Source organism: Clostridium sp. FP1 (assembly GCF_011065975.2).
GTDB lineage: Bacteria > Bacillota > Clostridia > Clostridiales > Clostridiaceae > Clostridium_AD > Clostridium_AD tagluense.
On the sequence record NZ_JAAMNJ020000001.1, the window covers coordinates 3,576,157 to 3,590,258 of the forward strand.

11 protein-coding genes are annotated in these 14,102 nt (G+C 32.4%); 1 reads left to right on the top strand and 10 read right to left on the bottom strand.

Translation table 11 applies throughout. The features are described 5' to 3' along the window. Positions 1–32: 32 nt before the first annotated feature. The 6 genes from G9F70_RS17515 to G9F70_RS17540 all read right to left on the bottom strand — a co-directional run bounded on the left by G9F70_RS17515 (position 33) and on the right by G9F70_RS17540 (position 8,415). Positions 33–2,963 carry a DNA topoisomerase IV subunit A gene (locus tag G9F70_RS17515; RefSeq protein WP_164944418.1) on the bottom strand — a complete coding sequence of 977 codons (2,931 nt, stop codon included), beginning with the start codon at positions 2,961–2,963 and terminating at the stop codon, positions 33–35. 15 nt (positions 2,964–2,978) lie between these two features. Next, positions 2,979–4,934 (bottom strand): type IIA DNA topoisomerase subunit B, encoded by a 1,956-nt coding sequence (locus tag G9F70_RS17520; protein WP_164944419.1) that lies wholly within the window; start codon positions 4,932–4,934, stop codon positions 2,979–2,981. A 121-nt stretch (positions 4,935–5,055) separates the two neighbouring features. After that, the gene (mnmH, locus tag G9F70_RS17525) at positions 5,056–6,078 is read right to left on the bottom strand and encodes a tRNA 2-selenouridine(34) synthase MnmH (protein WP_164944420.1); all 1,023 of its coding nucleotides are present in this window, start codon (positions 6,076–6,078) and stop codon (positions 5,056–5,058) included. Positions 6,079–6,168: 90 nt separating this feature from the next. Next, positions 6,169–6,555, bottom strand: coding sequence for a hypothetical protein (locus G9F70_RS17530; protein WP_164944421.1), 387 nt, complete (start codon positions 6,553–6,555; stop codon positions 6,169–6,171). A gap of 102 nt (positions 6,556–6,657) precedes the next feature. After that, positions 6,658–8,013 carry a 23S rRNA (uracil(1939)-C(5))-methyltransferase RlmD gene (gene rlmD / locus G9F70_RS17535; RefSeq protein WP_164944422.1) on the bottom strand — a complete coding sequence of 452 codons (1,356 nt, stop codon included), beginning with the start codon at positions 8,011–8,013 and terminating at the stop codon, positions 6,658–6,660. Positions 8,014–8,028: 15 nt separating this feature from the next. After that, on the bottom strand, positions 8,029–8,415 hold the full coding sequence (locus tag G9F70_RS17540) for an RDD family protein (protein ID WP_164944423.1): 387 nt from the start codon (positions 8,413–8,415) through the stop codon (positions 8,029–8,031). 286 nt (positions 8,416–8,701) lie between these two features. Between G9F70_RS17540 and G9F70_RS17545 the strand changes: the two genes are divergently transcribed. Next, the gene (locus G9F70_RS17545) at positions 8,702–9,457 is read left to right on the top strand and encodes a TSUP family transporter (protein WP_164944424.1); all 756 of its coding nucleotides are present in this window, start codon (positions 8,702–8,704) and stop codon (positions 9,455–9,457) included. Positions 9,458–9,523: 66 nt separating this feature from the next. Here the strand turns inward: G9F70_RS17545 and G9F70_RS17550 are convergent, their stop codons facing one another. The 4 genes from G9F70_RS17550 to purH form a co-directional block, all read right to left on the bottom strand. Continuing rightward, complete coding sequence (locus G9F70_RS17550) at positions 9,524–10,063, bottom strand: NUDIX hydrolase (RefSeq protein WP_164944425.1); 540 nt, start codon at positions 10,061–10,063, stop codon at positions 9,524–9,526. 38 nt (positions 10,064–10,101) lie between these two features. Beyond that, the gene (locus G9F70_RS17555; RefSeq protein WP_164944426.1) at positions 10,102–10,386 is read right to left on the bottom strand and encodes an ATP cone domain-containing protein; all 285 of its coding nucleotides are present in this window, start codon (positions 10,384–10,386) and stop codon (positions 10,102–10,104) included. A 777-nt stretch (positions 10,387–11,163) separates the two neighbouring features. Continuing rightward, on the bottom strand, positions 11,164–12,408 hold the full coding sequence (gene purD, locus G9F70_RS17560; protein ID WP_164944427.1) for a phosphoribosylamine--glycine ligase: 1,245 nt from the start codon (positions 12,406–12,408) through the stop codon (positions 11,164–11,166). 139 nt (positions 12,409–12,547) lie between these two features. Then, positions 12,548–14,050 carry a bifunctional phosphoribosylaminoimidazolecarboxamide formyltransferase/IMP cyclohydrolase gene (gene purH / locus G9F70_RS17565; RefSeq protein WP_164944428.1) on the bottom strand — a complete coding sequence of 501 codons (1,503 nt, stop codon included), beginning with the start codon at positions 14,048–14,050 and terminating at the stop codon, positions 12,548–12,550. Between the last annotated feature and the right edge of the window lie 52 nt (positions 14,051–14,102).

Consider the following 14,102-nt stretch of genomic DNA (forward strand, 5'->3'; position numbering starts at 1 on the left):
TTTTATTTTTGTTTATTATCATCTTTGGCTTGTTATTTTTCTTCTGAAGCTAAAGTAACATCCTCTACGTAATCATCTATAAGTGCATTAGTTAAATTTTTACCTCTACCTGCCCTATTTTGAACGTTTATATCCTGAAGCCTTATAGTCTTCTTTTCACCTTTAAAGCAGCTGACGGTTAAACATAAATCTTCCTCCAAAGTGAGGGCTATTTCACTCGCACCTTTGTCTTTTTTTGTTACTGAAGGTACCAAATCTACAAAGATAACTTCGTCATCTCTTAAGCTAATTCCTGTTACCCCTGATGCAACTTTCCCCATAAAGTTAATATTACTCACATTAAATCTTATGCACATTGCCTTTTTGGTTACCATTAGTATATCTTTATCTTCAGTATCCTTGTTGATTTTTACAGAGGTCAATTTATCTTCTTCTGTTTTTAATTTATAAACCATGGAGGAGAAGAAATCTCCTTCTAATTCACAAAGCTTAGTTCGTTTTGTAAATCCCTTTTTAGTAAAGAAATATATACTTATTTCTTCATTGAAATTATCAATGGACGCAATGTCTACTATTTTATCGTAAGTATTGAAATTGTCCAGTAGAGTGTTAATAAATATACCTGTCTTATCAACATTCTGAATCATATAGCTAGGTAATTTATGAACTGCGCCCTTTTCCGTAAATATAAGCAATGTAGAAGATGATTTAGTATAGGTACTTAAATGCGTATTTGTTTTTCTACTAGATACTTTTATTGCACCTTTTATATTTATACTAAGATAAAATTCTTTATAATCATACTCCGGGGTAAATTCTATTTTTACCACTTCATCCTTGCTTGTAAGATTAAATAACTGAGTACCTATTGTATTTCTATCAATATCCTGGAGAACCGGTTCTTCCACACAGAATTCTAACCCTTCCTTTGTTAATACCTTAAAGAAATTTTCTTGCCTTTCTTTATCTATTAACCTAACATGAAGAAGTTTTTCATTTTCTCTTAGCCTTAAAGCTGATAATTTAGTATAACTTGTAATAAATTTTTCCAAATCTGTTTTCTTTATATTCCCTTTATTAGTAAAGAACATAAGTTCCTTTTGAGAAGATAGGTTTTCAGCTGAAAGTATACCCACGATTTTCTCTTTTGTTAAATCTATACCTCGAAGTAGGGTATCAAGTCTTTCGCCTTTTTCCTTCCACTTATATTCCGGCACTAAATCGCCTCTTAGCTGGTACATATTTCCGAGGTCCGTAAAGATCATTAAGGTATCTTTAGTATTTGTTCCAATTAAATATGTATTAAAATCTCCCTCTCTATACTCTATATCTTCTATATTAGTATTAGACCTATTATAGGATTTCATAGGCACTCTTTTTATATAACCATCATTAGATAATGTTATCATAATATCCTCTACCACGATTAACTCTTCTAGGTCTATTTTAGCTTCGTTATCATCTTCGATAATTTCCGAACGCCTAGGATCATTATATTTTTCTTTGATTTCTAAGATTTCTGTTTTTATTATTTTCAAAAGTTCCTTGTCATTTTCAAGAATTTTTTTATATCCCATAATTAGTGCTTCCAGCTTTTTATATTCCTTTAAGAATATTTTTATTTCAAGTCCCGTTAGCCTATATAGCATAAGTTCAAGTATTGCATCACTTTGAATTGTGGAAAAACCAAACCTACTAATAAGGTTTTCTGAGGCATCCTTTTTAGATTTTGAGCCTCTAATTATTACAATAATTTCATCCATTACTTCTACTGCCTTAATAAATCCTTCTACAATATGGAATCTATTTTCAGCAACTGCCAGTTCACTTTGAGTTCTTTTAGTGACAACATCCTTTTGATGATTTAAATAGTGCATTAATATAGTTTTAAGCCCCATAGTTTGAGGTTTTCCACCCGCCAATGCTACCATATTAAAAGGTAAATTACATTGAAGTTCTGTTTTTTTCAATAAGTATTTAAGTACCTTAGTAGCAGTTTCTGCATCTGTAGACTTTTTAAATTCAATCACAGATCTTAGCCCACTTCTATCTGATTCATCTCTAATATCTACAATAGACTCAAGTGCTTTTGCATGTTTTTTGTCTGCTGTCATATCAGAAATAGATTGCAGTAATTTTGCCTTGTTTTTCCTATATGGAAACTCCGTAATAACTATGCCAAGTTTCCCATTTTCTAATGTTTCAATTTTCATTTTAGAACGTAGCGTTACTTTGCCTTCACCAGTTGCGTAAGCAGATTCCATAGCCTTCTTGCCAATTAATATTCCTCCAGTTGGTAGATCTGGACCTTTAATATACTGCATAAGCTGCTTTGTTGTAATTTCCATATTATCAGCATAAGCTAATAATCCATCAATTACCTCTCCTAGATTATGAGGTGGTATGTTTGTTGCTATTCCTACCGCTATACCAAAGGTCCCATTTACAAGCAAATTAGGATATCTTGATGGCAGTACAGATGGTTCCTTCTCTGTATCAGAATAATTATCTACCATTTCCACAACGCCTTTATCTATATCTCTTATCATTTCAAGAGCAATGGGTGACAGCCTTGCTTCTGTATAACGCATAGCAGCTGCATTATCCCCATCTTGACTTCCCCAGTTTCCATGACCATCTATTAATGGTTTTCTTGTGGCGAAATCTTGAGCTAGTATTACCATAGCTCCATAAACAGAGCTGTCTCCATGAGGATGGTATTTCCCAAGAATATCTCCAACTATTCTTGCTGACTTATAGTAAGGCTTATCTGGAAAGGCCTTTAGCATATATGCTCCATAAAGAATCCTTCTATGTACTGGTTTTAAACCATCTCGTACATCTGGTAGCGCTCTATCCCGGGCAACCTCCACAGCATATGGAAGGTAGTTATCTGGCATCGCTTCCTCTATAGGAGTCATTATTATATTATTATCTTTAGGTATGTCAATTTTTTTTGCCATTAAATAAATCCCCCTTTAAAACTCAGCATATTTGTACATGTAATTTTTTCTAGGCGCAACAACATCACCCATTAGAAGTGAAACCATCTTCTCTGCCTTTGCTGCATCTTCTATGGTAACCTGCTGCAAAGTCCTAGTACTTGGATTTAGTGTAGTATCCCAAAGTTGATCTGGATTCATTTCTCCAAGACCCTTATATCTTTGGATAATAGCACCTTTTCCAATTTCTTTTTTTGTCTTATTTAGTTCTTCATCACTATAAGCATACTTAGCAACTTCGCCATTTTTACCGTTCTTATAAACCTTATAAAGTGGTGGCATCCCCATATAAAGGTGACCATTGGCGATGAGCGGTCTCATATATCTATAAATAAAAGTCATCCATAAGGTCCTAATGTGATATCCATCAACATCTGCATCACTTAAAATAATTATTTTGCCATATTTTAAATCTTTTTCCTTATAATTTTCCAAAACTCCTGTTCCAATGGCAGTGTTAAATATTTTAAGTTCTTCACTAGCTAGTACATTTTCCAACTTTTGCTTTTCGGTATTCATAATTTTACCTTTTGAAGGCATTATAGCTTGGAATCTTCTATCTCTGGCTTGTTTTGCACTTCCACCAGCTGAGTCTCCCTCCACCACTATAAATTCTGTAAATTCCGAATCTTTTAATGTACATACTGCAATCTTCCCTGCAAGAGGAGCTGCACCCTTACCTATTTTTTTTCTCTCAGCGTCATTAATCTTTTTTATTTTATCCCGTCTTGATGCAGCAGAAATAGCATTATTTATTATACTAGTAGCCATTTCTTTATTGTCTTCTATCCACTCTAAAATTTTAGCAAAGCATAATTCATTCATCATGCTATAGGCCTCATTATTTCCTAATTTGCTTTTAGTCTGACCTTCAAAGATTGGGTTGCTTATTTTAATTCTAGCAATGGCCGTCATACCTTCTCTTAAATCGTCACCTTCAAATTCCTTATCCTTCTCTTTTAAAAGATTAAGCTTTTTAGCGCCTTCTTTAAAAGCTCTTGTCATGCCTGTTTTAAATCCAGTTTCATGAGTTCCTGATTCTGTAGTTGGTATATTATTAACATAGCTAGCAATGTATTCTGTAGTAGAATCAGTAAATTGTATGCACACTTCGCCATATAATTGTATCCCATTTATTTCTTTTTCACCTTGAAAAAATATAGGATCCTTATGCAAAACAGTTTTGCTCTCATTTAGATAATCTATAAAATCTAAAAGTCCCCGCTCCGAGTGATATTCTTTTGTAGGGTTCCCTTCTTTTCTATTATCTATAAATACTAAGGTAATTCCTTTATTTTGAAAGGCTAATTCTTGAAGCCGCTCATCAATAACGTCTGTTTTAAATTCCAGGGTAGTGAATACATCTTTATCCGGCATAAAAGTAATTTTACTACCCGTCTTTTTGGTTAACCCTACTTCGAGCAGCTTGGTCACCGGTGTACCTGGCATAGGTCTTTTTAACTCCTTATCATAAGAATATTCAAATCTTTGAGTGAAGATCTTACCCTTTTGACTTATTTCAACTAAGAGCCACTCCGATAATGCATTTACTACGGCAGCTCCAACACCATGAAGTCCACCAGAAGTTTTATAGTTCTTATTATTAAACTTTCCACCAGTGTGAAGCTCAGTAAATACCATTTCCACACCAGATTTATTTTTTATAGGATGTATTCCTGTAGGAATCCCCCTACCATTATCAAGAATAGTAACACTTTTATCTTTATTTAATATTATTTCAGCTCTATCACCATAACCATTAGCTATCTCATCTATAGAATTATCTAAAATTTCCCATATACAATGATGTAACCCTTTGCTCCCTGTAGAACCTATGTACATACCTGGTCTTATTCTCACAGGCTCTAGTTTTTCTAGAGAAGTTAAGTCGGTTACATCATAGGTTTGAATTTCTTCCTTATCAAAACTCATATAAATCCTCCAGTAAAATTTTATTATACATTTGTTATTTTATATGTTTACTCTCAAAAGGTAAAGGCCTTTAAATAAAAAAACAGAACATTAGTTTCTGTTTTTTGGTATTTTTATTCTTTTATATAACTTTGAACCAATTTTCTATTTGTTTTGTAGCAGTTTTTATGTCCTCTACTGTAACTTTTAATTTATAATCATATTTATTAGAGGTATGCATATACATCGGGTCATAATGTTTTATCATAAGTTCACTTACCACGACCTGATATTCTGATTCTAAAACAGCCTTGCAGTACCTGTCAATGTTTTTTTCTCCAATATATTTTTCCAATCTTTTTAAACAATCAATTATTTCGCTATTACAGTTTTCAAACTTTGTATATTCATTAATAATAAGATTTGTTCTAAAATCAATATCTGCATCTACAAATATATGTATACCACTTTTCATCTTTTGAAATATAAAATCAGGTATTGTAGTGTTTCCTATACGTTTGCTTTCTGCTTCAATAAATACATATGAGCTTTTAGCCTCTCGTAGCATATGGTATATTTTAGATTCAAAGGCCTTTTGACTAGCGGTTTTTCCAAGTCCTACTGTACCTAAAAGTGATCCTCTATGATTAGCAAACCCTTCAAGGTCTAAAACATCAAATCCATCACATTCTAACTGTTTAAGTATTTCAGTTTTACCGACACCAGTATTACCATGCAAAACCACATATTGAACACCATCATTAAGTTCAGGTAACTTTTCAATTACAAATTTTCTATATCCCTTATATCCCTCATGTATTCTCTCTGTATTTATGCCAAGAGAACTAAGTAGCATACCAAGCACACCACTTCTCATTCCTCCTCTAGCGCAAAATAACACAATTTTATTGTATTGTTTACTAAGTTCTTTTATTTCATCATAAATATGGAGTAATTTTTTAGATGCCACTTCTAGTCCAATTCTTTTTGCTTTGTCAACACTTTCCCTTGTATATATGGTACCAATAATTTTTCTTTCTTCATCATCAAATAAGGGTATATTAATTGCCCCTTTTATAGTCCCTTCCTCAAATTCACCTGGACTTCTTACGTCAACTAATACATAATTCCCCTCAAGTTCTCCATATTCTATGGTTTCTAACATTAACTTTCCTCCTTGGCTTGTTTCAGTTAAGAAAATAACAACCGACAGAACAAAACTCTCCTGCCGGTTAATATCGTAATTGCTGTAATCTTATTTTGTTATTTTATTAGTTGCTGGAAGTAATGCTGCAGCTAATCTTATAATATATTTTAGGCTTTCTCTATCTATGTTGCTTTCAAGATTTAATAAACTAATAGCATCCTTTGCCATATTAATAGCTTTTTCTTCTTTAAATGCATTTTCACTATTTTTATAGTTTGATTCTACGTGCTGAACTATGCTTGAAATAATTCTAATAATTCTTTTTGCATTTTCAGGTGTAGACTCACTAGCAGATAATCCACCAAATATTACATAAGCAAGACCAAAATAGTCTTCCCTAAGATTTATATCCTTATCCTTTAACAAGTAAACTAAATAGCCAAGGCCTACTACTAAAAGCAGTATTAAAACATATTGAATAACTATCTCTACCATCCAGCCATCCCTCCTTTATTTGAATTTATACTACTTTATATGCCATTCAAATGCGAAAGGGTACATTTTTCAACTAAATATAAAAATAATTATGCTATATGATTAAATTTTTACTATATCTACAATAGTTTCTATATGTGGAGTATGTGGAAACATATCCATAAGTATTACTTTTTGAACTTTGTATCCATTATCCATCATTTCCTTCAAATCAACTACTAGACTTTTAGGATTACAAGATACATAAACTATATGTGGCGCATCAAATTTTATAACATAATCTAAGGCTACAGGATGCACTCCAGCTCTTGGAGGATCTAAAATAATGCAATCTGGTTTATATTTCACTTCTTTAATAACCTTTGCTACATCACCTGCTATAAACTCACAATTATCTAATTGGTTAATTTTAGCATTTTCATTTGCAGCAGCAACCGCTTCTTCTATTAATTCAATTCCCAAAACTTTTTTCGCTTTAGCTGCAACAATTTGTCCAATAGTTCCCGTTCCACAATATAAATCAAATACTACTTTTGATTCAGCGCAGCCTAAGAAATCCCTAACTAAACCATAAAGCTTTTCTGCACCTTTTGTATTAGTTTGAAAAAAAGAAAAAGCATTTATTTTGAATTTAAGATCTAATATTTCTTCCATAATATAATCTCTTCCGTATAATACTTCTATTTTATCAGGGTGAACTGTATCTGCCAGGCCATCATTAAATGTATGTATTATTCCTGTGATGTTTCCAACACATTTTAACCCCTTAAGCATATTAGTTATTTCGCTAAAATCAAAATCTATCTGAGTTGTAGTTACAATATTAACTAATACTTCACCAGTACTTGTGGCTTTTCGAATAACTAAGTTTCTTAAATATCCTGCATGCTCCATTACTTTATAATGTGGTAATTTTAATTCTTTAAAATAGTTTAATACTAATTTTAAAATTTCTCTAAAATCAACATCTACAATTCTACAATCATCCACAGTAACTATGCTAAAACTTCTTCCTTTGAGATGCATGCCTAGAGTTAACTCACCATCTTTTTGAAAGTCTCCAAAAGTAAATTCCATTTTATTTCTATATTCGAATTGATCTGGGCTCTCCTCTATTCCTAAAAACTCAAAATCTTTAATTTCTGCAGCCTCAAATAACCTTAATACCTGTTGCTTTTTAAATTCTAATTGTTTTTCATAAGAAAGAAATTGATGGCTACAGCCCCCGCATAAATCCGTAATAGTACATTGCGGTTCAATCTTATAGTCCACATCCTCAATGACACTTACAAGTTTAGCTTGGAATCCATCTGGTTTCTTCTTTAACACTCTGCCAATTACCTTTTGACCTGGCAGTGTATTTTTAATAGAAACTTTTTCACCTTCATGAAATGCTATTCCCTGTGCTGGAAATTCCATATCTTCTATATAAAATTCGTATTCTTTTCTTTTTTGCATAGTTTTCTCTATCCCCTATCCTTTTGTAATAATTAGTCCGGATATTTTCTTACCAATAGTACTAGATTTTTTACCACTTTCCATAATACTCATATATAGAACCATAACCACCATGAAAATTATAAATCCCATTTGGAACTTTTGAGTTATAGAATATCCTGCTAATTTCAAAATCGCATCTGCCACAAATACTCCTACTGCCGATATTCCTCCTATAACTACCAAATCTATTAGACTAGCTTTAAGCGTATCTATAAAATTAGGTTTTATAGATTTGTACTCGTTAGAATTTTGGTTACTAATATCCGTACCCATTAATTCTTCGTTTTTTCCTAAAGATTTATTATTTATATCATCTGATTCCTCAATAACACTTTTGTTTATGTCCTTTTGTTCTAACATTGTAAATCCTCCTTCTCATTATACTATTATTTTTCAAAACCTTATTTTATTAATCCGAGACGAGAGAAAAACATATACTTTTACTCCCATCTATATATAATACGTATTTATGAAGTATAAATCAAGAGGCTATTATGTATCCTTTGAAAATTCACAGGATGTTTTTGTGTGATAGCCTAACTTACAGTGAATGGATATATGTCTTTAATTTATATTAATAATCATTTATAATGATAGGGAAACTGTATATTTGCTTTTGTTTAAATGAAAATTAGGTAGGTGTTATATGATTACTAAAATTATCCTTCTATGCATAGCTGGTTTTTTAGCCTCTTTTGTAGATTCCATCGCTGGAGGTGGAGGCCTCATAAGTGTACCCGCCTTTATGCTTGCAGGACTCCCTCCTCATATGGTTCTTGGTACAAACAAATTTAGTGCCACTGCTGGTTCTTTTACTAGCTCTCTTGGATTTATAAAATCGGGCAAGGCGAATTTCAAACTTTTAAAATATCTTATTCCCTTTACTTTTATAGGTTCAATGCTAGGTGTTAAGGCAGTACTAAATATAGACCAAAAGTTTCTAAATACACTAGTATTAATTCTTATCATGTTTATTGGAATTTATACTCTTTTTTCCAAATCTTTAGGTCTCCAAGATAAATTTAAGGGACTTACTAAAAAAAATGTCCTAGGTGGTGTTATCCTCGCACTATCTCTAGGTTTTTATGATGGATTTTTCGGTCCTGGCACTGGCTCTTTTTTAGTTTTTGGATTTATAAATATCTTCGGGTTCAACTTTGTATCATCTTCTGCTAATGCTCGAATTTTAAACTTTGTCAGCAATGTTACAGCTCTAATTTTATTTGCTCTTAGCGGCCAGATAAATTATATGTTGGGATTACCAGTGGCAGTATTTATGATTTTAGGGGCTAAAATGGGTACAAGAGTTGCCTTAAATAAGGGTTCAAAACTTATAAAACCTATATTTGTAACCATGTCCCTAGCAGTTGCCTTGAAAATGCTTATAAATATACTTCAATAGTTACATAACCAATTTAAAAATAAAAAGTAGATGGTTAAAAGAAACCAACTACTTTTTAATAGTTTTTTAATTTTTCGCCTTAACTTCACTAGGAAATATAGGTTTCTTTATGTTAGAACTCACCATTTCAAAAATTTTATCAATGTAATTGTATGCTATAAATTCACCATTCCCTATCATTTGTTTAATTTGCTTCTCACTAGCCCATTTTGCGTCTGCAACTTCCTCGTATTGAAGTTTTATATCTTTCATATTAACATTTTGCCTAACAAGCCAAATATCCTCAAAGCCACTAGAAAATTTAATGGTGAACAAAATTTCACCTCTTCTCATATCCAAATCAACGCCTAGCTCTTCCTTCGTTTCTCTTATAGCTGCATCTTTACTACTATCTCCAACTATTGCAGAACCAGCAGCGGAACCATCCCACATATTAGGCCAACCCTCTTTCCAGGGTTGCCTCTTTTGAATTAAAAATTCTCCTCTATCATTAACAATCCAAACATGAACCACCAAATGATAATCACCTTCCTTCACAGGAATACCTCTCTCGTGTGTCCGTCCGGTTTTTTCTCTATTCTCATCATAAATATCCCATAATTCCATAAAAATCCACTCCTAACAAAAAAGCAGATGATTTTAATTCATCTACTTTGTTTTTTATTATTAACTTTTCCTTGTTTATAATATTCAGCCACAACTTTAAATCCTTGTTTTTCTAATTCGCGCAATACAAATTTTTGAATAATATCAGAATGAATATTTTCCTTTTGATAATTTTTTAAACCTTTTTCAATGCTCTTTGCCACATTCTCAATATCTGATTCATTAAGCGGTTGCATAGCATCGGAAGAAGCCCTATCTATGCTAGTTTTTATTTTGATTAAATCAAATTCTTGAAGTTTACCATCCTGTTTGATAACTTTCATACCTCTCATCTCCTGTGCATAAATGAAACCATTATTATATTATTACTATTAATAATATAATATATTATCGCAATATTCAACCTTTTTTCAATATTTCTAGGGACGATTCTCAATATCATTTTGAGAACCGTCCCTAAGCACACTTTCAAGAAACATTAAATCATCTCCTGCGGAGCTGTAATTAACGACTTCAGAAGGAGATTTAGACTCCCACTGAAGTTTTCTTTTTGTTGTAGTATGTGACCCCAACTTATAGAAGTTGGAGACTTCCTTCTGAAATGTCGTTAAATGATATGAAATTTCTCTGGAGCTACTTGCAAAAAAACTCTAAACTGGAAATTAGATTAAAAGTTTTTTCTTAGATTATGCTATAACTAAAAGTATAATCCAAGAAAAAATACCTGATTTCGAAATTACAATTATTTTACAATAACATACCTTAAGTTCATTACGTAAACGTGACTCTAAATAGTATTTAAACGTTTCTATCGTCTTTTATTGCAAGTCACTACGGAGAATTTTCATATTTTTTAATTATAATCATGAAGGTGAAAGCATGTAGGAGTGTGATAGATAGTATATAGTGAGTTTTACAGACTCTTAGTTTATGTAATGAAAAATTTACGTAAGCAGCCCAGGACGGGCTGCTAGCACTTTTGAGACAGGACGTCGAATAAGTGCGCTAGGAAATTTTTCATGGAATAAACTTAGAGTCTGTTAACGAACGATCTACTATCAGAACATTCTACATGCCGAGCCTTCATTGGATACTTAAAATTATTTTCCAATGTCCCTTCTATAGTACATTCCATCAAACTGAACTTTTTTCATATCAGCGTAAGCTATATCCCTTGCCTTATCTAATGTTTCACCAAGACCTGTTATTCCTAAAACTCTTCCACCAGAAGTCTTAAGAACCCCATCTTCCTCTTTAGCCCCAGCTATAAATAACTTACCTTCTAATTTATTATTCTCATTTATTTCAATTCCTGTATCATAGCTACCTGGGTATCCTTTTGATGCAGCAATCACGCAGCAAGAATATCCTTTATTCCATTGCAGCTCAAAATTCTGGAGGTCCCCATCTATAGCACTAATCACAAGCTCCGCAAAATCACTTTTCATAAGTGGTAAAACAGCCTGAGTCTCAGGGTCTCCAAATCTAACATTATACTCAAGCAAATATACCCCTTTACTAGTTATCATTATACCAAAAAATATTATCCCCTTATAATCCATAGCTTCTTCTTGAATTCCCACAAGAGTAGGTCTCAATATATGTTTTTCAAACTCATCTAATACTGTTTTATTGCAATAGGGATTTGGTGCTATAACTCCCATGCCTCCGGTGTTAGGTCCCATGTCCCCGTCGAATATTTGTTTGTGATCTTTTGAGGATATAAACGGAAGTATTATTTTCCCATCTGTGATAGAAAGTATAGATGCCTCTACCCCTTCTAAAAACTCTTCAATTATAATTTTCTTACCGCTACCTTTAAATATATCGAGTATCATAAAATCATTTATGCTATTTCTAGCCTGTATAAGATCATTACAAATAACTACACCTTTTCCCGCTGCCAGACCATCTGCTTTAATTACTATTGGATATTCGCATTTTTTTAAATACTCTAAAGCTTTATTTTGATTTTCAAATACTTCATAGGCAGCTGTTTTTATACCATATTTCTTCATAAATTCTTTTGAATAAGATTTACTTCCTTCAAGTCTAGCGGCTTTTTGCCTAGGTCCTAATATTCTAAGTCCATTTTCATTGAACTTATCCACTATACCTTGTACCAAGAGTTCCTCTGATCCAACTATGGTAATATCTATTCTGTTTTCCAAAGCAAAAGATAAAAGTTCATCTATTTTTGTAATATTAATATTCTCACACTTGTTTTCTCTCTGCGAGCCACCATTACCAGGAGCACAATACACCTTTTTAACAGAGGGATTTTCTGCAACTTTTGATACTAGTGCATGTTCTCTTCCCCCAGAACCAATTATTAACACTTTCATAATTTCATCTCCTATTATCTTAATAAATCTCATGATGGAATAACTTGGTTATCCTATCATGAGACTAATACTTTAGAGCTTATTCATTTACTAAAGTAGCTTAAGCCGTGATAAAGGCTTCATCTACTTATGTAGATGCTTAATGTTTAAAATGACGAGTACCCGTAAACACCATTGAAATTCCATTTTTATCGCACATATCTATGGACTCTACATCTTTAATAGAGCCACCCGGTTGAATAATGGATGTTATTTTATATTTTGCAGCTAGCTCTACCACGTCTCCAAAGGGAAAAAATGCATCTGATGCCATTATATTACCATAACCTGATCTTTCTAATGCTTGCTCTGCTGCCCATATTCTATTTACTTGACCTGCTCCAATTCCTTTAGTCACACCATCTTTAACTACCACAATAGCATTAGATTTAACATATTTAACCACTTTCATTGCAAATATTAAATCTTTCATTTCTTCTTCTGATGGCTTATTTTCTGTAACTACTTTAACATCCTGGATTAATTTTTGGTCTGAACTTTGTACGAGTATTCCACCATCAACCCTAGCCATCTGTATTTTATCAATTGCTTTATTTGAACATATTATAATTCTTAAATTCTTCTTAGCTTTTAATATATTTAAAGCTTCCTCGTCAAATTCAGGTGCAATAACCACCTCTAAAAATATTTTTACAAGTTCCTGTGCTGTTTCACTGTCTACCTTTTTATTAAAAGCAACAATACCACCAAATATAGACATAGGGTCGCAATCGTAGGCCTTTTTATATGTTTGGAGCACGCTACTTCCTATAGCAACTCCACAAGGTGTGTTGTGCTTTAAGCCGCAACAAGCAGTTTCCTCAAATTCACATACTACCTTCCATGCAATGTCCATGTCTTTTATATTATTATAAGATAATTCCTTGCCATTTAACTGCTTAAAATCCTTCATAGCTCCATTTTCTGTTGTGCTAACATAATAAGCTGCACTTTGATGTGGATTTTCACCATATCTTAAATCCATTTGTTTTTTATAAGAAACAGAAAGATATTCGGAGTATGTTTCCTCTCCAAGTAAGAAATTACTTATAGCCGCATCGTAAGCTGATATTAAATTAAATACTTTGCCTGCTAGGTATTTTCTAGTTTCAAAATCTACTTCTTCTTTAGCTTGCATTTTATTTATAATATTTTCATAATCACTAGTATCACTAAGTACAATAACATCCTTGAAGTTTTTAGCAGCAGCTCTTAGCATTGTTGGTCCACCAATATCGATAAATTCAACTTTCTCCTCAAAACTTATGTTTTCTGTTACTTTATCAAAGAAAGGATAAAGATTAACTACTACCATATCAATAGGTTTTATTCCCTTGGATTTGATAGTTGCCATATGCTCTTTATTATCTCTTATGGCTAAAATCCCACTATGAATAGTTGGATGAAGGGTCTTAACCCTTCCATCTAAAATCTCTTCAAAGCCTGTTATATCAGAAATTTCTACTACTTTTATACCATTGTCCTTTAAATATTTAAAAGTTCCACCTGTGGATATAATTTCTACCCCATTATTTTGTAATGATGTTGCAAGGTTTAAAATATTTTCTTTATCAAATACACTTATAAGTGCTGTTTTAATCATACTTATTCCACCTCTCGAGTAAGGCACATTTATTTTTCTATGCCTTCTTCAC